Origin of the sequence: Catenuloplanes niger (assembly GCF_031458255.1) — a bacterium.
Lineage (GTDB): Bacteria > Actinomycetota > Actinomycetes > Mycobacteriales > Micromonosporaceae > Catenuloplanes > Catenuloplanes niger.
Map to the genome: position 1 here is coordinate 3,874,071 of NZ_JAVDYC010000001.1, position 20,508 is coordinate 3,894,578.

The following is a 20,508-nucleotide window of genomic DNA, read 5'->3' on the forward strand; positions in this document are numbered from 1 at the left end:
GCGCTGAGCCGATGATTCGTTCGCAAGCTCGCTCATGCCGCACTCCCCGCCGCGTCCGCGGTGCCCGCGTCGGACCAGGGGGCACGCTCGGCCCCGGCGGAGGTGCCCGGGTTCTCCAGCGCGCCGACGTAGTAGTCCTTCTCGGTGTCGCCGAGGAACATCGCGTGCGGCGGCTTGCTCATCCCCTCCAGCAGCGGCGCGAGCAGCTGCTCCTTGGTGAAGATGAGGTCCTGCCGGTTGTCGCGGGCCAGCTCGTACTCGTTCGACATGGTCAGTGAACGGGTCGGGCAGGCCTCGATGCAGAGCCCGCAGAAGATGCAGCGCGCGTAGTTGATCTGGTAGTTCTTCGCGTACCGCTCACCGGGCGAGTAGCGCTCGTCCTCGGTGTTGTCCCCACCCTCGACGAAGATCGCATCGGCCGGGCAGGCCCAGGCGCACAGCTCGCAGCCGATGCACTTCTCCAGGCCGTCCGGGTGCCGGTTGAGGATGTGCCGGCCGTGGTAGCGCGGCGCGGAGACCGGCGGCTTGAACGGGTAGTCGGTGGTGATGACCTTCCGGAACATGTGCGAGAAGGTCACGCCGAAGCCCTTGAAGGGGTCCATCACGCCCACGTCACACCTCACTCTTCTCAGCGGAGTTGTCTTCGGAGGACGAGACGTCCGCCGGCTGGCGCTGCGCGACCTGGCGGACCGCGCGCGGGCTCGGCGGCACCTGCAGGTCGAGCGGCGGCAGCGGGAAGCTGCCCTGGGGCCGGGCCGCGACCTGGTCGGCCAGGCTCGGCGCGGCGGCCTTCTTTCCGGACGGCCAGAGCACCGCGACCAGCACCACCACGAGGACGGCACCGCCGATCAGCGTCCAGCGGGTCTGCGAGCCCAGGTCCGAGGTCTGCAGCACGCGCACGGTGGCGAGCAGCAGGATCCACACCAGGTTGACCGGGATCAGGACCTTCCACCCGAACCGCATGAACTGGTCGTAGCGCATCCGGGGCAGCGTGGCCCGCAGCCAGATGAAGACGAACAGGCAGAGCAGCACCTTCGCCAGGAACCAGATCAGCGGCCACCAGCCGGTGTTCGCGCCGGACCAGAGCGTGATCGGCCAGGTCGCCCGCCAGCCGCCCAGGAAGAGCGTGGTGCAGAGCGCCGAGACGGTGATCATGTTGATGTACTCGGCCAGGAAGAACAGCGCGAACTTGAACGACGAGTACTCCGTGTGGAAGCCGCCGACCAGCTCGGACTCCGCCTCGGGCAGGTCGAACGGCGCCCGGTTCGTCTCACCGACCGCGGAGATCGCGTAGATGACGAAGCTCGGGGCCAGCAGGATCGCGTACCAGCCGGGCGCGGTGAACTCCAGCCCGAACAGCGCGACCTCGCGGCCGTTCGCCTGCGCCGCCACGATCTGCGACGTCGACATCGAGCCGGCCATCATGAAGACCGCCACGATCGACAGACCCATCGCAACCTCGTACGAGATCATCTGGGCGCTCGACCGCAGGCCGCCGAGCAGCGGGTACGTCGACCCGGACGCCCAGCCGGCCAGCACCACGCCGTAGATGCCGATCGACGCGCAGGCCAGCACGACCAGCACGGAGACCGGTACGTCGGTGACCTGCAACGCGGTCTGCTGCCCGAAGATCGAGACCACCGGGCCGAACGGGATGACCGAGAACGCGGTGAACGCGCAGGTCGCGGAGATGACCGGGGCGATGAAGTAGATCACCTTGTCCGCGGTACGCGGGATGATCTCCTCCTTGAACGGCAGCTTCAGGCCGTCCGTGAGGCTCTGCAGCCAGCCCTTCGGCCCGACCTGGTTCGGTCCGGGCCGGACCGCCATCCGGGCCACGACCTTGCGCTCGTAGTTGATGGTGAACAGCGTCAGCAGCAGGAGCAGGACGAAGACGCCGAGCACCTTGATCAGCGCGATCCACCAGACGTCGTTCTCGAAGGTCTGGAGCGTGGGATCCATTACGAGTCACCTCCCGCGGTGCGTTGGGCCAGGAGCGGGCCGGCCCCGTTCGGTGATGCCGCCGCGGACAGCCGGACGATCGACCCGGCCGTGCCGAGCGAGCGCCGCACGGTCGAGCCGGGCGAGTTCGTCGGCAGCCAGACGACGCCGTCGGCCATCTCGGTGATCAGCACGGGCAGCGTGACGGAGCCGCGCTCCGCGCCGACCGTGACCGGCGCGCCGTCGCGCACGCCGAGCGCGGCGGCCGTGCCGCGGGACAGCCGGACCACCGGCGGCCGGGCCGTACCGTTGAGGTGCTCGTCGCCGTCGGTCAGCGAGCCCAGGTCGATCAGCTGGTGCCAGGTGGCGAGCACGGCCTCGTGCTCACCCGGCTGGGCCGGAGCGACCGGGGCCACCGCCGGGGCCATCGGGCGCCGCGCCCGGGTGACCGGCAGACTGCCCAGCTCACGGCGGACCTCGTTGACGTCACCGGTGTTCAGCGCGGTGCCGAGCTGGGCGGCGAGCGCGTCGAGCACCCGCGCGTCGGTCATCGCGGTGGTGCGCAGCACGGCCTCGAACGTGCGCAGCCGCCCCTCCCAGTCCACGAACGACCCGGCCTTCTCCACCACGGGCGCGATCGGGAAGATCACGTCCGCGCGCCGGGTGACCGCGGTCGCCCGCAGCTCCAGGCTGATCAGGAACGGCACCGCGTCCAGCGCGGCCTCGGCCTGTCGCGGGTCGGCCAGGTCGGCCGGGTCGACACCGGCCACGACCAGCGCGCCGATCCGGCCGGTGGCGGCCGCCGCGATGATGTCGTCGGTGCTCCGGCCGGGGATCGACGGGATCACGCCGGGCTCGACGTCCCAGGCCGCGGAGAGTTCCGCGCGCGCGGCCGCCTCGGTGACCAGCCGGCCGCCGGGCAGCAGGTGCGGCAGGCACCCGGCGTCGATCGCGCCCCGGTCCCCGGCCCGTCGCGGAACCCAGGCCAGCTTCGCACCGGTACGGTCGGCGAGCGCGGCCGCCGCGGAGAGCGCACCCGGCACGCCGGCCAGCCGCTCGCCGACGAACAGGATCGCGCCCGGCTGGGACAGCGCGGACGCGACCGACGCGTCCTCGCCGAGCAGCCGCGCCTCGTCGCCCGGCACGGTGCCGACCAGCACCGCGCCCAGCTTCTCGAAGCCGCGGGACAGGAACGGCGCGAGCGCCAGCACCGGCAGCCGGCGCTTGGTGAACGCCTTGCGGACCCGCAGGAAGAGGATCGGGCACTCCTCCTCCGGCTCCAGCCCGGCGAAGACCACGGCGGGCGCGGTGTCCACGTCGCTGTACTGCACGTCGGTCCGGCCGACCACGGACGAGGCCAGGAAGTCGGTCTCCTCGGGGGAGACCGGCCGGGCCCGGAAGTCGATGTCGTTCGTCCGCAGCGCGACCCGGGCGAACTTCGCGTACGCGTACGCGTCCTCGACCGTGAGCCGGCCACCGGTCAGCACGCCGATGCCCCGCTCGGCGTCCCGGGCCGCGCGCAGCCCGTCGGCCGCGACCGCGAACGCCTCGCTCCACGATGCCTCGCGCAGCTCGCCGTTCTCCCGGATCAGCGGGTTGGTGAGCCGGTCGGACGCGGTCGCGTACCGGAAGCCCCACCGGCCCTTGTCGCAGTTCCACTCCTCGTTGACCGCCGGGTCGTCGCCGGCCAGCCGCCGCATCACCTTGCCGCGCCGCCAGTCCGTGCGCATCGCGCAGCCGGCCGAGCAGTGCTCGCACACGCTCGGCGTGCTGACCAGGTCGAACGGCCGGGCCCGGAAGCGGTACTGCGCACCGGTGAGCGCGCCGACCGGGCAGATCTGCACGGTGTTGCCGGAGAAGTACGAGTTGAACAGCACGTCGCCCTCGGACGTGACGTCACCGGTCCCGGTGCCGCCGAAGAAGTCGTCCCGGTACGTGTTGATCTGCTCCCCGGACGACCGGTCCATCAGATCGATGAACTTGTCGCCGGCGATCTCCTCGGAGAACCGCGTGCACCGCTGGCAGAGCACGCAGCGCTCGCGGTCCAGCAGCACCTGGCTGGAGATGTTGATCGGCTTCTGGTACTCGCGCTTCTGCTCGACGAAGCGCGAGTCGGACCGGCCGGTCGACATCGCCTGGTTCTGCAGCGGGCACTCGCCGCCCTTGTCGCACATCGGGCAGTCGAGCGGGTGGTTGATCAGCAGCAGCTCCATCACGCCACCCTGCGCCTTCGCGGCGACCGGCGAGGTGAGCTGCGTCTTCACGACCATGCCGTCCGCGACGGTCTGGGTGCACGACGCGACCGGCTTGCGCTGCCCCTCCACCTCGACCAGGCACTGGCGGCAGGCGCCGGCCGGGGCGAGCAGCGGGTGGTCGCAGAAGCGCGGGATGGCGATCCCGAGCTGCTCCGCGACCCGGATCAGCAGCGCGCCCTTCGGCGCGGTCACCTCGATGCCGTCGATCGTCAGCGTGACGGTGTCGGCCTTCTTCGCTACATCCGTCATGACCGTGCCTCCCGGATGGGCGACTGCGGGGCTCCGCTTCGCGGTCCCGTCCCGATACTCAGCTGCGGTGCCGACGGCGCCGCTGCACTCCTCGCACCCATCAGTGGGCCCCCACCAGCTGCTTGGCGGAGAGTCGAGGCGCCTTCCGGCCCTCGATGTAGTCCAGGTAGTCCTGCTTGAAGTACTTCAGCGAGGACGTCACCGAGCTGGTCGCGCCGTCGCCGAGGCCGCAGAACGAGCGACCGAGCACGTTGTCGCAGGTGTCCAGCAGCGTGTCCAGGTCGGCGTGGGTGCCCTCGCCGGCCAGGATCCGGCGGAACACCCGGACCATCCAGTAGTTGCCCTCGCGGCACGGGGTGCACTTGCCGCACGACTCGTGGTGGTAGAACTCCAGCCAGCGGTACGTCGCGTAGACCGGGCAGTCCTGGTCGCTGAAGATCTGGGTGGCCGTGGTGCCGAGGATCGACCCGGCCGCGGCGACGCCCTCGAAGTCCATCGGGGTGTCGATGTGCTCCGCGGCCAGCAGCGGCGTGGACGAGCCGCCCGGCGTCCAGAACTTCAGCTCGTGCCCCGGCTGCATGCCGCCGGCCAGCTCGATCAGCTCGCGCAGCGTGATGCCGAGGCCGCACTCGTACTGGCCGGGGTTGTTGATCCGCCCGGACAGCGAGTAGATCATCGGGCCGGCCGACTTCTCCGTGCCCATGCTCTTCCACCAGGCGGCGCCGCCCAGCACGATGTACGGCACGCTGGCGATCGTCCCGACGTTGTTGACCACGGTCGGGCTGGCGTAGAGCCCGTGCGTGGCCGGGAACGGCGGCCGCAGCCGGGGCTGGCCGCGGAAGCCCTCCAGCGAGTCGAGCAGCGCGGTCTCCTCGCCGCAGATGTACGCGCCGGCACCGCTGTGCACGACCAGGTCGAGGTTCAGACCCGACCCGAGGATGTTTTGTCCGAGATATCCCCGGGCGTAGGCCTGGTCGACCGCGTTCCGCAGACGCCGCGCGGCGTGAACTGCCTCACCTCTGATGTAGATGTACGCGCGCTCGGCCCGGATCGCATAGGAGGCGATGATTGCGCCCTCGACCAGCGCGTGCGGGTCGTGCGTCATCAGCGGCAGGTCCTTGCAGGTCCCGGGCTCGCCCTCATCGGCGTTGATCACCAGGTAGTGCGGCTTGCCGTCGCCCTGCGGGATGAAGCCCCACTTCAGGCCGGTCGGGAAGCCCGCACCACCTCGCCCGCGAAGCCCCGAATCCTTGATCAATTGGATAAGATCATCTGGGTGGACGTCGAGCGCCTTGCGCAGGGCCGCGTAGCCGTCCAACCGCTCATAGACGTCGATATCCCACGCGTCCGGCGAAAGCCAGCGCTTGGTCAGCACCGGAGTCAGCTTCTCCAGCACCTCACGTCGAGGAGAGGTCACCGTTCCTCCCGAGAGTCCGAAAAGCTCATTGGGCGTCCTTGAGGTTCTGCCGCTGCGGGCCCGGGTCGTCGCCGGCCGGTTTCGCGTCACCGGCCGCGTCGCCGGTCTGCCCCGGAACCTCGCGGCCGGGGGCGTCGGGAGCCGGCGTCTTCGCGTCCGGGTTGCGGGACTCGGCGGCGCGGACCTCGGGATCCTTGACGTCCCCGCCGGAGCTGTCGCTCGGCCTGCGGTGCGTGACCGCGTCCTTGGCGGTCGAGACGGCCGACCTGACCGCGTCCGCCACCTTCGCCGGAGCGGACTTCGCCGGGGCCGGGGAACCGTCCGCCGCCTTGCGCGGGATCGGGGTGTCCAGGTCGAATCCGGCGACCGAGATGCCGTGCTGCTGCGCCAGCGTGACACCGCGCAGCGTCGGCGCGCCGGCGACACCCTCGCCCACCGCGCCCTCGCGCGGGTCGGAGAAGCCGGCCAGTTGCACCGCCATCTCCTTGAGCGTGCAGAGCCGCGGCGCCCGGCTGGGCTTGGGCGGGTTGCCGGCCCGCAGCGCCTCGACCACCTCGACCGCCGAGTCCGGCGTGACGTTGTCGAAGAAGTCGTAGTTGACGGTCATCACCGGCCCGTAGTCGCAGGCCGCGAGGCACTCCGCGTGCTCCAGCGTGATCGTGCCGTCCGCCGTGGTCTCGTCGTGCCCGACGCCGAGCGTCTCGGTGAGCGTGTCGTAGACCTCCTGGCCGCCGAGCACGTTGCACATGGTGTTCGTGCAGACGCTGACCAGCCAGTCGCCGGTGGGCCGGCGCTTGTACATCGTGTAGAACGTGGCGACCGCGCCGACCTGCGCCTTGTTGATGCCGAGCACCTCGGCGCAGAACGCCACACCGGCCGGGCTGACGTACCCCTCCTCGCTCTGCACCAGGTGCAGCAGCGGGAGCAGCGCCGACCGCTCGCGCCCCTCGGGGAAGCGGGCCAGGATCGCCCGCGCCCGCTCGTAGACCGTTTCCGTGAAGACCGTCGTCGTCATCTAGCGATCACATCCACCCATGACCGGATCCAGCGATGCGCCGCCGGCGATGACGTCCGCCAGCAGTGCGCCCTCGGCCATCGCGGGAATGGCCTGCAGGTTGACGAAGCTCGGCTCGCGGTAGTGCACCCGGTACGGGCGCGTGCCACCGTCGGAGACCGCGTGCACACCGAGCTCGCCGCGCGGCGCCTCGATCTGCACGTAGACCTGGCCGGCCGGGACCCGGAAGCCCTCGGTGACCAGCTTGAAGTGGTGGATCAGCGACTCCATCGACTGACCCATGATCTTGGCGACGTGCTCCAGCGAGTTGCCCATGCCGTCCACGCCGATCGCCAGCTGCGCGGGCCAGCCGATCTTCTTGTCCTGGATCATCACCGGACCGGGCCGGAGCCGGTCCAGCGCCTGCTCGACGATCTTCATGGACTCGCGGATCTCGGCGAGCCGCACCTGGTAGCGGCCCCACACGTCGGCCGTGGTCGCGGTCGGGACGTCGAACTCGTACGTCTCGTACCCGCAGTACGGCATGGTCTTCCGCAGGTCCCAGGCCAGGCCGGCGGAGCGCAGCACCGGGCCGGTGATGCCGAGCGCCACGCACCCGGTCACGTCCAGCACCGCGACGCCCTTGGTCCGCTCGTGCCAGATGGGCTGGCCGCTGAGCATGTCCTCGTACTCTTTGAGCTTCTTCGGCAGGTACTTCAGGAAGTCGCGCGTCTTCTTCACCGCGGACTCCGGGAAGTCCTGCGCGACGCCGCCCGGCCGGATGTACGCGTGGTTCATCCGCAGGCCGGAGGCCTCCTCGAAGATGTCCAGGATGTACTCCCGCTCGCGGAAGCCGTAGAGCATCATCGAGATCGCGCCCAGCTCCATGCCGGTGGTGGCCAGCCAGACCAGGTGCGAACTGATCCGGTTCAGCTCCATCATCAGCACCCGGATCGTGGTGGCGCGCTCGGTGATCTGCTCCTCGACGCCGAGCAGCTTCTCCACGGCCAGCGCGTACCCGGTCTCGTTGTGCAGCGGCGCCAGGTAGTCCATCCGCGTCACGAACGTCGAGCCCTGCACCCAGTTGCGGTACTCGAGGTTCTTCTCGATGCCGGTGTGCAGGTAACCGACGACCGGACGCGCCTCGGTGACCGTCTCGCCCTCCAGCTCCAGCACCAGGCGGAGCACGCCGTGCGTGGACGGGTGCTGCGGCCCCATGTTGACCACGATCCGCTCGTCGGTGAGCGGGTCGATGCCGGCGACGACCTGGTCCCAGTCCCCACCGGTGACGGTGAAGACCTTGCCCTCGGTGGTCTCGCGCTCGGTGGCGTACCCCGAGGTGGCATGACTGGACTGCGTCATTGGTAGGTCCTCCGCGAGTCCGGCGGCGGAATCTCGGCGCCCTTGTACTCCACCGGGACCCCACCGAGCGGGTAGTCCTTGCGTTGCGGGTGGCCCTCCCAGTCGTCCGGCATCATGATCCGGGTCAGGTTGGGATGGCCGACGAAGATCACGCCGAACATGTCGTACGTCTCCCGCTCCTGCCAGTCGGCGGTCGGATAGACGCCGGTCACGCTCGGCACCTGCGGCGCGGCCGGGCTGACCGCCACCTCCAGCCGCACGCGGCGACGGAAGGTCATCGACGTCAGCTGGTACGCCACGTGCAGCCGCCGCTCGTCCTGGCCGAGGTAGTCCACCCCGTTCACCGACGAGCAGAGCTCGAAGCGCAGCGCCGGGTCGTCGCGCATCACCCGGCACACCTCGGCGATCCGCTCCGGCACGATGTGCAGCGTCAGCTCGCCGCGGTGCACGACGACCTTCTCGATCGCCTCGCCGAACTGGGGGTACGCCTCCTCCAGCGCGTCGTGGACCTCGTCGAGGTAGCCACCGAACGGGCGCGGCGGCGCGTCCGTGACCGGGCGCTGCCGGACCAGCCCGCCGAAGCCGGACGTGTCACCGGTGCCGGCCACGCCGAACAGGCCCTTGCCGGCCCGGGTGGACGGTGGGTAGTCCGCCGGTGCGGTGGTGGTCGCGCCGGCCGGCGTGGCCGCGGTCGAACTCGGGTTCTGCGGCGCCGTCATCGCGCGCCCTCCCGCAGGTGGTTCTGCGCCTTCATCCAGTTCTCGATGCGCAGCTGCTCCTCGCGGCCCTCGCGCACGGCCTGCTCCCACTCGGCGCGCCGCTTCGGGTCGGCCCGGTAGGAGGACGGCATCGCACCCGGCGCGACCAGCGGCAGCTTGCCGTCGGCCCGACGCTGCTCCAGCATCTTGCGCCCGTTCGGCCCGAGCGGCGCGACCATGACCTTCTCGCGCATCTTCAGGATCGCGTCGATCAGCATCTCCGGCCGCGGGGGGCAGCCGGGCAGGTAGATGTCGACCGGCACGATGTGGTCGACGCCCTGCACGATCGCGTAGTTGTTGAACATGCCGCCGGACGAGGCGCACACGCCCATCGAGATGACCGAGCGCGGCTCCGGCATCTGGTCGTAGATCTGCCGGACGACCGGAGCCATCTTCTGGCTGACCCGGCCCGCGACGATCATCAGATCGGCCTGCCGGGGCGAGGCGCGGAACACCTCCATCCCCCACCGGCCCAGGTCGTAGTGGGGTCCGCCGGCCGCCATCATCTCGATGGCGCAGCATGCCAGGCCAAAGGTGGCGCCCCAGAACGACGACTTGCGCGCCCAGTTGGACAGCTTCTCCACGCTGGTCAGCAGAATCCCGCTCGGCAGCTTCTCCTCGATACCCATTGCCCGGCCCTCCTTCCCAATCCGTTCATGTGCGGGTTGTGCAGGGGTTGTGCGGGGTGAGGCTCAGTCCCAGTTGAGACCGCCGCGACGCCAGACGTAGGCGTACGCGATGAAGACGGTGCCGATGAAGAGAACCATCTCGACCAGGCCGAACAGGCCGAGCGCGTCGAACTGGACGGCCCACGGGTAGAGGAAGATGATCTCGATGTCGAAGATGATGAAGAGCATCGCGGTCAGGTAGAACTTGACCGGGAAACGCCCACCCCCGACCGGCTGCGGAGTCGGCTCGATGCCGCACTCGTAGGCGTCGAGCTTGGCCCGGTTGTACCGGTGCGGGCCCACGATCGGCGCGATCGACACGGAGAACAGCGCGAACAGCGCGCCGAGGACGAACAGCAGAACGATGGGCACGTACGGCGAGAACGACATGTCGTCTCCTGGGTCCGGACGGGGGTGGGGGATGGTTCGTGGTGTTACCTATGTGATCTCTGTGACAGTGACACTATTAGCGCTCTGAAATCGGCTTGCTACCGGGGGTGGTCAAACGGCCGGGGCGACCCTCGTCATCGCATTGATGACCCTGTCCATGGCGTCGCCGCCACGCGGGTCGGTCAGGTTGGCCAGCAGCTTCAGCACGAACCGCATGAGCAGCGGCTGGGGCATGCCGTACCGGGTGGCCATCTTCATGATCTCGGGCCGGCCGATCAGCTTCACGAAGACGCCGCCGAGCCGGTAGTAGCCGCCGTAGCGCAGCTTCAGCTCCGCCGGGTACGCCTGCAGCGCGCGCTCCCGCTCGGCGCCCTCCGCGCGCGCCAGCGCCTGCGTGATGATCTCCGCGGCCAGCTCGCCGGACTCCATCGCGTACGCGATGCCCTCGCCGTTGAACGGGTTCACCATGCCGCCCGAGTCGCCGACCAGCAGCATGCCCCGCGAGTAGTGCGGCGTGCGGTTGAAGCCCATCGGCAGCGCGGCGCCGAGGATCGGGCCGTCCGCGTTCTCCTCGTCCGCGGTGCCCCACTCGGCCGGCGTGGTGGCCAGCCAGTCCAGCAGCATGTGCCGGTAGTTGGTCTTGCCGTAGCCGGTGGACGAGTTGAGCACGCCGAGACCCACGTTGACCCGGCCGTCGCCCATCCCGAAGATCCATCCGTACCCGGGGAGCAGCTTGTCCGGATTTTCCCGGGAGCGAAGCTCCAGCCAGGACTCCAGGTAGTCGTCGTCGTGCTTGACCGGCGAGTTGTAGTAGCGCCGGACCGCGACGCCCATCGGCCGGTCGTCACGCTTGCGGATGTTCAGCGCGAGCGGGAACCGGCCGGAAACCCCGTCCGCCGCGACCACCAGCGGCGCGCGGAACTCGACCGGCTCCTTTCCGGGACCGGACTCGGCCGTCACGCCGATGATCCGGCCGTCCTCGGCGAACACCGGACCGGTCACGTTCGTGCTGGTCCGGACGATCGCGCCGGCCTCGGCCGCGCGCTTCGCGAGCATCTGGTCGAAGTCGAGCCGGGTGCGGGTCAGACCGTAGTTGGGGAAGCTGGCCAGCTCCGGCCAGTCGAGCTCCAGGCGGACGCCGCCACCGATCACCCGCAGGCCCTTGTTGCGCAGCCAGCCGGCCTCTTCGGAGGTGTCGACGCCCATCTTGATCAGCTGCTTGGTCGCGCGCGGGGTGAGCCCGTCGCCGCAGACCTTCTCCCGGGGGAACTCGGTCTTCTCGAGCAGCAGGACCCGAACACCGTGCTGGGCAAGGTGATATGCGGTCGCGGAGCCACCCGGGCCCGCGCCCACGACGATCACGTCGGCCTGTTCGGCCACAACCTGGGTCACGGCCATACCTCCTCGCATGTGCTAGTGAAAGACTTCACAAGCATGTGCGAGGGCAGTGTATGCCTACGGCTGATCTTTGTGTGGCTTAGGCCACCCTTATTATTTCCAACCCGTTAAAGAGATCTAGATAGATCACCCTTCTGGGTGACAAAAACGTCCAACTCGGTCGCCGACCGTCCGACTTGGGCGGATAAGTCCGCCTCGTTGGGCCACGCCACATTCACCGTTTTCAAGATCACAATCAACCGGCGGTACGTCCGGCGCCCGCCCCGGCCGCGCCCGCACTCCCCCGGCCCGCACCGTCCGGTTCGGCCCCCACCGCTCCCGCACCACCCGCCCGGCCCGGCCGACCCGCCCGGCCCGGCCGACCCGCCCCGCTCGGCCGACACCGCTTCCGTCCGGCCCGAGCCACAGCCGTCCGGCCCGAGCCACAGCGGGCCGCTCTTCGTTCGAGCGAGCCGTGGCCGGTGACGGAGCGAGTCTCCGTGAGCACCCGCCGCCGGGACGTCAGGGCTTGGTGGCGCGGTGCAGCGCGACGATGCCGCCGGTCAGGTTGCGCCAGGCCACCGCGGTCCAGCCGGCCTTCCCGATGCGGTCCGCCAGCGCGGCCTGGTCCGGCCAGGCGCGGATCGACTCGGCGAGGTAGACGTACGCCTCCGGGTTGCTGGAGACCGCGCGCGCCACCGTCGGCAGGGAGCGCATCAGGTACTGCAGGTAGACGCTCCGGAACGGGCCGTTGACCGGGTGGCTGAACTCGCAGACCACCAGCCGCCCGCCGGGGCGCACCACGCGGGCCAGCTCGGCCAGCGCACCGTCCACGTCGACCACGTTGCGCAGCGCGAAGGAGATGGTGGCCGCGTCGAACGTCTCGTCCGCGAACGGCAGCGCCAGCGCGTCACCGGCCAGCAGCGGCACGTCCGGGCGGGCTCGGCGGCCCGCGCGCAGCATGCCGATCGAGAGGTCGAGGCCGACCGCGAACGCGCCGGACCGGCCCAGCTCCAGCGTGGAGACGCCGGTGCCGGCGCCCACGTCGAGCACCCGCTGGCCCAGCTTGAGTTGCAGCGCGTCCCGCGTGGCCCGGCGCCAGCCACGGTCCTGCCCGAAGGAGAGCACCGTGTTGGTCAGGTCGTAGTTACGCGCCACGCCGTCGAACATCGAGGCGACCTCGTGGGGCTGCTTGTCCAAGTCTGCGCGGCTCACCCGGACCACTCTGCCAGAGGACACAAAAAAGCCGCGGACCAGGCTCGCACCGGGTCCGCGGTTCATTCTCTATGTCAACGCCTCATTGGCGGGTCAGAGCATTATCTTGGGGCCCTCCGGTAACGATGCGGACTCGGCGGGACCCCGAAATCATGACGCTCATGCGACATTTCCCGGCGGCGATCACGCAGCTAGCGGGGTAATTCGCCCACTTGCGACACTACGTCGCCGACCGATGACCGGAAAGCGACAACGCCGCGAGCCCGAGGGCCCGCGGCGTTGTCTTTCTGTTGCTTTAGCGGTGACTCAAAGCCACCTTATCGTGACCTCAGAGCGCGGAGTTACCGTCGCCCGGGGTAACCGTCACGACCTTACGACGACGCGCCATCATGAAGACCACGGCGCCACCGACGAGCACCGCGGCACCGACGCCACCGATGATCGCGGTCTGCGGGCCGGTGACCGGCAGGCCCGGCTCGCCGCCACCATTGCCGCCCGGCACGCTGACCAGCGCCACGAACGCGTCCTCGTGCTGGATCGTCGTCGGCAGCTGCGGCGACGGGGAGGCCGGCGGGGTGGTCACCGGCGGCGTCGCCGGCGGCGTGGTGGCCGGCGGCGTGGTCACCGGCGGGGTGGCCGGCGGCGTGGTGGCCGGCGGGGTGGCCGGCGGCGTCGTCACCGGCGGGGTGGCCGGCGGCGTGGTGGCCGGCGGCGTGGTGGCCGGCGGCGGGGTCGGCGTCTTCGGGGGCTTCGGCGGCTTCGGCGGGTGACCGCAGTTGCGGCCCTTCGACCAGTCGTCGTTCTGCTTCCAGCGGTCCTTGCCCTTGTGGCCCTTGCCGCCGGTCGTCTTCAGGTTCGCGGCGGTCTTGTACGACACCGTGGTGATCGTCCCGGCCTCGGCCGCGGAGAACGCCGCCGGCTGGAACGTGCCGGTGACCGCGTTCGTCTCGGCGTCCTTCTCGACACCGGTCTCGAGGTCCGCGTAGTACGAGATCTCACCGGTGGACTTGCCGCCGTTGAGCGTCGGGCCCTTGGCGTCGGCCGCGACGGTGACCTCGAAGGGCACCTCCCACGCCGAGTAGATGTCGTTCTCCGGGTCCTCCGCGCCGATCGGGACGAGCGCCCAGCCGTCGTCGAAGGTGCAGGTGACCGTCTGCCCCTCGTAGGCGCAGAACTCGGCCGCGACCTGGTTCTTGAAGGACACGCTCTCCGGCAGCGTCACCGAGAGCTTGAAGCCCGTGATGACCTCGTCACCGACGTTGGTGATGGTGGTGATCACCTCGGAGGACGCACCGGGGGCGAGCGGAGCGCCGTCCGGCCCGGTGATGTCCTCGGTGACGATGCTGAAATCGGTACCGCTCGGGGCGGCGAGGGCCGGGGCCGCGAAGAACCCGGTAGCGCCCGCAGCCAGCGCAGTGGCGGCACAGAGACGGGCGAAGTTCCGCGTGCGGAACGCCATTGTTTGACTCCTCGGGTACGAGGACGGTCGGGACGGAGGGACGTTAACGAAGACATATCAATTCGTCTACTGCACAAATCGGACACTGCGCCGTGCGCCATACCACGCAGTTCCACAAATGTCCGGATTTGGGTGATCTTAAATCGGGCTTAAGTGGACCTTTGGATCACCTGTATTTCCCTAAGATTCTCCGAACGGCAGCAGAAAAATCGGCCGAACGGGGGACGGAGAGAGCCGGCCGGCCCAGGAAAACAAGCGCTCTCAGCAGTCGAGCCGTCACCCAACGCATTTATGAGCAGAAAAGTCCGCGCCGCAACTACATTCGGCGAGCAAAAGAAAACAGCGCGGTCCCCGGAAAGGGAACCGCGCTGCGGAATGAATACGCTCAGTGTGCCTCGACGAGTGGCAACGACCGGCCGGCGCCGCCGCCGGGCAGCGCGATCGACGAGAAGTGCGAGACCACCCGGTCGTCCGTCGGGTCCTCCGCCGGCGTCCGGTGCACGGCCAGGTGGCGGTAGAGCGTGTCGCGCTGCGCCGGGACGCGGCCGGCCGACCGGATCATCCAGATCAGGTCGTGCAGGTTCGACCGGTGCCGGGCGCCGGCCGAGGAGATCACGTTCTCCTCCAGCATGATCGAGCCCAGGTCGTCCACGCCCATGTGCAGCGACAGCTGGCCGACCTCCTTGCCCGTGGTCAGCCAGGACGCCTGCAGGTGGTCCACGTTGTGGAAGAACAGCCGGGACATCGCGACGAACCGCAGGTACTCCAGCGTGGTGGCCTGGGTGCGGCCCTTGAGGTGGTTGTTCTCCGGCTGGTAGGTCCACGGGATGAACGCCCGGAAACCGCCGGTGCGGTCCTGCACGTCCCGGATCATGGCGATGTGCTCCACCCGCTCCGCGTGCGTCTCGCCGGTGCCCATCATCATGGTCGCGGTCGACTCGATGCCGTGCCGGTGCGCGGTCTCCATGACCTCCAGCCAGCGCGCGCCGGACTCCTTGAGCGGCGCGATCGCCTTGCGCGGCCGCTCCGGCAGCATCTCCGCGCCGGCGCCGGCGATCGAGTCCAGCCCGGCCGCCTTGATCCGCAGGATCGCGTCCTCGATCGAGATGCCGTCGACCTTCGCCATGTGCAGGATCTCGGACGGGCCGATCGAGTGGATCACCAGCTGCGGGTACGCCGCCTTGACCGAGGAGAACAGCTCCTCGTAGTAGGCAGTGCCGTAGTCCGGGTGGTGACCGCCCTGCAACATCACCTGGGTGGCGCCCAGGTCGACGGCCTCGCCGCACCGGCGGAGGATCTCCTCCATCGGGTGCGACCAGCCCTCCTTGTGCTTCGGCGCGCGGAAGAACGCGCAGAACTTGCACGCGGTCACGCAGACGTTGGTGTAGTTGATGTTGCGATCGATCAGGTAGGTGACGATCCCGTCCGGGTAGCGTCGCCGGCGCACCGCGTCCGCGGCCTCGCCCAGCGCGTGCAGCGGAGCGTCGGTGTAGATGAGCAGCGCCTCCTCGGGCGTGATCCGCCCACCGTCCGCGCCACGCTGCAGGATGTCGTCGATCTCCCTGTTCACCGTCACCCCACGAGCGTACGTCCATCGGGTCACGGCCTGCCGCGTCCCAGGTCACCATGCCGGTATCGTCGGACGGTCCACGCGGAGGAGATAAAGCGCATGCTGGTGGTGCACGGTGGCTGGCACGACGGCCGCCTCGCGCTCTGGGCCGAGGACACCGAGCGTCTGACCGGCGAGAACCCGGAACAGAGCGCAACCAAGAGCAAGACCAGGATCAGGCCGCACCGGTACGCCGCGGGAGCGCCCGGTCTGGCGGAGGCGCTGCCCGTGCCGGCCGAGGAGGCCGTGCTCACCGTCGCGCTCCCCGGTTCCACCCGCGCGCCGCTGCCGTCGCCGGAGTCCGGCCTGACCGGCACGGCCCGCGCCGCCCGGCTGACCCGCTGGAGCGTCCCGGCGCTGCTGGTCGCGCCGATGGACGCGTCGCCGTTCCTGCGCGCGACCCCGGACGGGACCTGGGCCCCGGCCGAGTCGCTGCGCTACCTGGGCGCGGTCGCGGAGCTGGCCGAGGACCTGGTGCGGCGCGGCCGCATGCTGCCGCAGCTGGTGCGCGGCGAGGCCCGCTGGCGTGCCGTGCTGACCGGCTCCGACGCGGCGGCGTTCCGGACGTTCGCGCAGGCCATGCCGCCGGTGTGCCGCGCGCTCGGCGACACCGACAACCGCGCGGACGACGTACTGCGGCAGGCCCTCGATCTGCTGGTGGACGCCGCCGCGCGGCGCGCGTTCCCGGAGCGGCTGCTGCTCGGCCACCGGCCCGGCGGACGCGCGCCGTTGGCCGACCGCTGGATGGTGGCGCTCACCGGCGACGACCCCACGCTGCCCGGCGCGCGGCCGGACGAGGCCGACGCGCTGCGCCGGGCGCTGACCGAGTGGTACGACGCGGCGCAGGCGGCGAACGGCCCGGCCCGGGTGAGTTTCCGGCTGGACGAGCCGGTGCAGGGCATGGACGAGTGGTGGCTGGAGTTCGCGCTGCAGTCCACGGACGATCCGGCGCACTACGTGGCCGCGGCGGACGTCTTCGAGGGCGGTGCGGAGTGGCCGCGCGCGGACGAGACGCTGCTGGCCGGCCTGGGCCGCGCGGTCCGGCTGTTCCCCGCGCTCTACGAGTCGTTGCGCAAGCCGCGGCCGGACGGGATGGAGCTGGACACGGCCGGCGCGTTCGACTTCCTCAGCACGGCGGCGCCGCTGCTGCAGGCGGCCGGGTACGGCGTGCAGCTGCCGTCGTGGGCCGGCAAGCGCGGGCTCGGCCTCAAGCTCACCACCCGGACGAAGAAGTCCGGCCCGAAAGCCGTGGTGGCACAGGGTTTCGGCATGTCCGAGCTGGTCGACTACCGGCTGGACCTGATGGTCGGCGACGAGACGATCGACCCGGCGGAGCTGGAACAGCTGGCGCTGAGCAAGGTGCCGCTGATCCGGGTGCGCGGCCGCTGGGTGGAACTGGACGACCGGCAGCTCAAGGCCGCGCTGAGGGCGGTCGGCCGGCGGCGCGAGGGCGAGCTGACCGCGGCGGACGTGCTGGCGCGGGTCGTCGACGGCGGCGAGCCGGAGCTGCCGCTGGTGGACGTGGACGCGGACGGCCCACTGGGCGACCTGCTGTCCGGCGAGGCGTCCGAGCGGTTGACCCCGATCCCGACGCCGGAGGGCTTCGTGGGCAGGCTCCGCCCGTACCAGGAACGGGGTCTGTCCTGGTTGTCGTTCCTGTCCCGGCTGGGCCTGGGCGGGATCCTGGCCGACGACATGGGCCTCGGCAAGACCGCGCAGACGCTGTCGCTGCTGGTCGCGGAGCGGTCCGACCGGCCGACGCTGCTGATCTGCCCGATGTCGCTGGTGTCGAACTGGCGCAAGGAGGCGGAACGCTTCGCGCCCGGCCTGTCCGTCCACGTCCACCACGGCGCCGGCCGCGATCCGGCCGCGCTGGACAAGCACGACCTGGTGATCACGACCTACGGGACCGCGCTGCGCGATCTCGACGTGCTGCGGGAGGTGGAGTGGGACCGGGTGGTCTGTGACGAGGCGCAGGCGCTGAAGAACAGCGGCACCCGGCAGGCGCAGGCCGCGCGCGCGATCCCGGCCCGGACCCGGCTGGCGCTCTCCGGCACGCCGGTGGAGAACCACCTGGCCGAGCTGTGGTCGCTGCTCGAGTTCTGCAACCCCGGCCTGCTCGGCACGGTCAAGCACTTCCGGTCCCGCTACCAGGAACCGATCGAGGCGCGGCAGGACGAGTACGCGTCCGCCGCGCTCAAGCGCGCGACCGGCCCGTTCATACTCCGCCGCCTCAAGACCGACAAGTCGATCATCTCCGACCTGCCGGAGAAGCTGGAGGTCAAGGTGTGGTGCACGCTCACCCCGGAGCAGGCCACGCTGTACGCCGCCGTGGTCGAGGAGATGATGGCGACGATCTCGTCCACCACCGGCATCGAACGCCGCGGCAACGTGCTGGCCGCGATGACCCGGCTCAAGCAGGTCTGCAACCACCCGGCGCACCTGCTCAAGGACGGCTCCGCACTGCCCGGCCGGTCCGGCAAGCTGGACCGGCTCGAAGCGCTGTGCGCGGAGATCGTCGCGGACGGCGAGAAGGGCCTGGTCTTCACGCAGTACGCGGAGTTCGGCACGCTGCTCCAGCCGTACCTGCAGGCGAAGCTGGACCGGCCGGTGCTCTGGCTGCACGGCGGGCTGACCAAGGCGCGGCGGGACGAGCTGGTCGAGCGGTTCCAGACCGGCGACGAGCCGACGATCTTCCTGCTCTCGCTGAAGGCGGCCGGCACCGGGCTCAACCTGACCGCGGCGAACCACGTGATCCACGTCGACCGGTGGTGGAACCCGGCGGTCGAGGACCAGGCGACGGACCGGGCGTACCGGATCGGCCAGCGCAAGAACGTGCAGGTCCGCAAGTTCATCTGCACCGGCACGCTGGAGGAGCGGATCGACGAGATGATCGAGCGGAAGAAGGCGCTGGCGGACGCCGTGGTCGGCACCGGCGAGGACTGGATCACCGACCTGTCCACGGACGCGCTGCGCGACCTGTTCGCGCTCGACCCGTCGGCGGTGGCCTGATGCCGGTCGGCCGGGACGGGTTCTTCGAGGCCGGCAAGCCGATCGCGGTGGACGGCGGCATCCGGGCGAGATCACAGCGCGGGAAGATCGGCGAGCAGTGGTGGTCGCGGCACTTCATCGAGATCCTGGAGGACATCTGCGACCCGGGCCGGCTGGCGCGCGGTCGCGCCTACGCCCGCAAGGGCCAGGTGATCAGCCTGTCCGTGGCGCCGGGCACGGTCACCGCCCTGGTGCAGGGCTCCCGGCCGACGCCGTACGAGGTCACCGTCGGCATCGAGCGGTACGACGCGCCGCGCTGGGCCGCGATCGAGAAGGAGATCGCGTCGCAGGCGCTCTACCGCGCGAAGCTGCTGGCCGGCGAGATGCCCACGGAGATCGTCGGGGTCTTCGACGCGCTCGGGGCGCCACTGTTCCCGGCCGAGCTGGACATGGAGTGCAGCTGCCCGGACTGGGGTTTCCCGTGCAAGCACCTGTCCGCCGCGCTCTACCTGCTGGCCGAGGCGTTCGACGACGACCCCTTCCTGGTTCTGGCGTGGCGGGGCCGTACCCGGGAGGAGCTGCTGGGTTCGCTGGGCACCGTCCCGGTCTTCGACGCACTGGCCGTCGAGCACGTGCCGCTGGCCGACGCGCTGGACGGCTTCTACGCGCCCGGCGCGTCCCCGGCCAAGCTCCGCGAACACGGCGTGAACCGCGTCACGGCCCCCTCTGACCTGCTGCTTCGCGCGTTCGACCCGCCCGATGTGCGGGTCCGTCATATTCCGTTGGTGGATCTGCTGCGCGCGGCCTACCGTTCGCTTGACGGCCACGACGGCCCGGCGGGAACGGGGACTTAAGCTGCGCGAATGGGGCGGGACGAGATGAGTTATCGGCGGCTGGGCGACTCAGGGCTGACCGTCTCCGCGATCGGCCTCGGGTGCAGCAGTTTCGGGCGGCGGCTGGACGCGGACGGCAGCCGTGCGGTGGTCGACGCCGCGCTCGACGCCGGCATCAACCTCTTCGACACCGCGGACGTCTACGGCGAGCCCCGCGGCACGTCCGAGCAGCTGCTCGGCGCCGCGCTCAAGGGCCGCCGGGACGACGTCGTGATCGCCACCAAGTTCGGCATGGACATGGCCGGCGCCAACGGGCAGGACTTCGGCGCCCGCGCCTCCCGCAGATACGTCACGCGCGCGGTCGAGGCGTCGCTGCGCCGGCTGGACACCGACTACATCGACCTCTACCAGCTGCACCGCCCGGACCCGGCGACGCCGATAGAGGAGACGCTGGCCGCGCTCGACGACCTGGTCCGGGCCGGCAAGGTCCGCTACCTCGGCTGCTCGAACTTCTCGGCGTGGGAGATCGCGGACGCGGCCTGGACCGCGCGCACCACCCACCGGACGCCGTTCATCAGCGCGCAGAACCGCTACAGCCTGCTGCACCGCGACCCGGAGGCCGAGCTGCTGCCCGCCTGCCAGCACTTCGGGCTGGGCCTGCTGCCGTTCTTCCCGCTGGACAGCGGCCTGCTCAGCGGCAAGTACCGGCGGGACACGCCGCCGCCGTCCGGTGGCCGGCTCTCCGACGAGCGGTACGCGACGCTGCTCAAGTCCGCGCCGTGGGACGTCATCGAGACGATCGAGAGTTTCGCCCAGGTGCGCGGCCGGACGCTGCTGGACGTGGCGATCGCCGGGCTGACCTCGCGGCGCGGCGTCTCCAGCGTGATAACCGGCGCGACCAGCCCGGAGCAGATCCGCGCGAACGCGGCCGCCGGCGCCTGGCGCCTCACCGTCGACGACCTGGTGAAACTGGACGCGATCCACCCCTGA

16 protein-coding genes are annotated in these 20,508 nt (G+C 70.5%); 3 read left to right on the top strand and 13 right to left on the bottom strand.

Going from position 1 to position 20,508, the window contains the following annotated elements; translation table 11 throughout:
- Nucleotides 1-32: 32 nt before the first annotated feature.
- The 13 genes from nuoI to mqnC all read right to left on the bottom strand — a co-directional run bounded on the left by nuoI (nt 33) and on the right by mqnC (nt 15,661).
- Complete coding sequence (gene nuoI / locus J2S44_RS16885; protein WP_310429729.1) at nt 33-602, bottom strand: NADH-quinone oxidoreductase subunit NuoI; 570 nt, start codon at nt 600-602, stop codon at nt 33-35.
- Between the two features lie 10 nt (nt 603-612).
- Nucleotides 613-1,962 (bottom strand): NADH-quinone oxidoreductase subunit NuoH, encoded by a 1,350-nt coding sequence (nuoH, locus tag J2S44_RS16890; RefSeq protein ID WP_310414555.1) that lies wholly within the window; start codon nt 1,960-1,962, stop codon nt 613-615.
- Complete coding sequence (locus J2S44_RS16895; RefSeq protein WP_310414558.1) at nt 1,962-4,445, bottom strand: NADH-quinone oxidoreductase subunit G; 2,484 nt, start codon at nt 4,443-4,445, stop codon at nt 1,962-1,964. Before J2S44_RS16895 ends, nuoH begins: the two co-directional genes overlap by 1 nt.
- A 100-nt stretch (nt 4,446-4,545) precedes the next feature.
- Nucleotides 4,546-5,862, bottom strand: coding sequence for an NADH-quinone oxidoreductase subunit NuoF (gene nuoF / locus J2S44_RS16900; RefSeq protein ID WP_310414561.1), 1,317 nt, complete (start codon nt 5,860-5,862; stop codon nt 4,546-4,548).
- Nucleotides 5,863-5,887: 25 nt separating this feature from the next.
- Nucleotides 5,888-6,877 (bottom strand): NADH-quinone oxidoreductase subunit NuoE, encoded by a 990-nt coding sequence (gene nuoE, locus J2S44_RS16905; protein WP_310414565.1) that lies wholly within the window; start codon nt 6,875-6,877, stop codon nt 5,888-5,890.
- Nucleotides 6,878-8,218: an NADH-quinone oxidoreductase subunit D gene (locus J2S44_RS16910; protein WP_310414568.1), complete on the bottom strand. Its 1,341-nt coding sequence runs from the start codon at nt 8,216-8,218 to the stop codon at nt 6,878-6,880.
- The gene (locus J2S44_RS16915; RefSeq protein WP_310414571.1) at nt 8,215-8,937 is read right to left on the bottom strand and encodes an NADH-quinone oxidoreductase subunit C; all 723 of its coding nucleotides are present in this window, start codon (nt 8,935-8,937) and stop codon (nt 8,215-8,217) included. The genes J2S44_RS16910 and J2S44_RS16915 overlap by 4 nt, the downstream gene beginning before the upstream one ends.
- Nucleotides 8,934-9,605, bottom strand: coding sequence for a NuoB/complex I 20 kDa subunit family protein (locus tag J2S44_RS16920; protein ID WP_310414573.1), 672 nt, complete (start codon nt 9,603-9,605; stop codon nt 8,934-8,936). The genes J2S44_RS16915 and J2S44_RS16920 overlap by 4 nt, the downstream gene beginning before the upstream one ends.
- Before the next feature lie 63 nt (nt 9,606-9,668).
- Nucleotides 9,669-10,034, bottom strand: a complete 366-nt coding sequence (locus tag J2S44_RS16925; RefSeq protein ID WP_310414576.1) for an NADH-quinone oxidoreductase subunit A — start codon at nt 10,032-10,034, stop codon at nt 9,669-9,671.
- Nucleotides 10,035-10,145: 111 nt separating this feature from the next.
- Entirely contained in the window at nt 10,146-11,426 is a 1,281-nt protein-coding gene (locus tag J2S44_RS16930; RefSeq protein WP_310414579.1) for a geranylgeranyl reductase family protein, read from the bottom strand.
- Nucleotides 11,427-11,933: 507 nt separating this feature from the next.
- On the bottom strand, nt 11,934-12,635 hold the full coding sequence (locus J2S44_RS16935) for a demethylmenaquinone methyltransferase (RefSeq protein ID WP_374727989.1): 702 nt from the start codon (nt 12,633-12,635) through the stop codon (nt 11,934-11,936).
- A gap of 319 nt (nt 12,636-12,954) precedes the next feature.
- Complete coding sequence (locus tag J2S44_RS16940) at nt 12,955-14,085, bottom strand: hypothetical protein (RefSeq protein ID WP_310414585.1); 1,131 nt, start codon at nt 14,083-14,085, stop codon at nt 12,955-12,957.
- Nucleotides 14,086-14,470: 385 nt separating this feature from the next.
- Nucleotides 14,471-15,661, bottom strand: a complete 1,191-nt coding sequence (gene mqnC, locus J2S44_RS16945; RefSeq protein WP_310414588.1) for a cyclic dehypoxanthinyl futalosine synthase — start codon at nt 15,659-15,661, stop codon at nt 14,471-14,473.
- A 93-nt stretch (nt 15,662-15,754) separates the two neighbouring features.
- Here mqnC and J2S44_RS16950 point away from each other — a divergent pair, with 93 nt between their 5' ends.
- Genes J2S44_RS16950 through J2S44_RS16960 form a run of 3 tightly spaced genes read left to right on the top strand, consistent with a single transcriptional unit; the run spans nt 15,755 to nt 20,508 of the window.
- Nucleotides 15,755-18,706 carry a DEAD/DEAH box helicase gene (locus tag J2S44_RS16950; protein WP_310414591.1) on the top strand — a complete coding sequence of 984 codons (2,952 nt, stop codon included), beginning with the start codon at nt 15,755-15,757 and terminating at the stop codon, nt 18,704-18,706.
- Nucleotides 18,706-19,539: an SWIM zinc finger family protein gene (locus J2S44_RS16955; protein ID WP_310414594.1), complete on the top strand. Its 834-nt coding sequence runs from the start codon at nt 18,706-18,708 to the stop codon at nt 19,537-19,539. The genes J2S44_RS16950 and J2S44_RS16955 overlap by 1 nt, the downstream gene beginning before the upstream one ends.
- A gap of 24 nt (nt 19,540-19,563) precedes the next feature.
- Complete coding sequence (locus tag J2S44_RS16960) at nt 19,564-20,508, top strand: aldo/keto reductase (RefSeq protein WP_310429731.1); 945 nt, start codon at nt 19,564-19,566, stop codon at nt 20,506-20,508.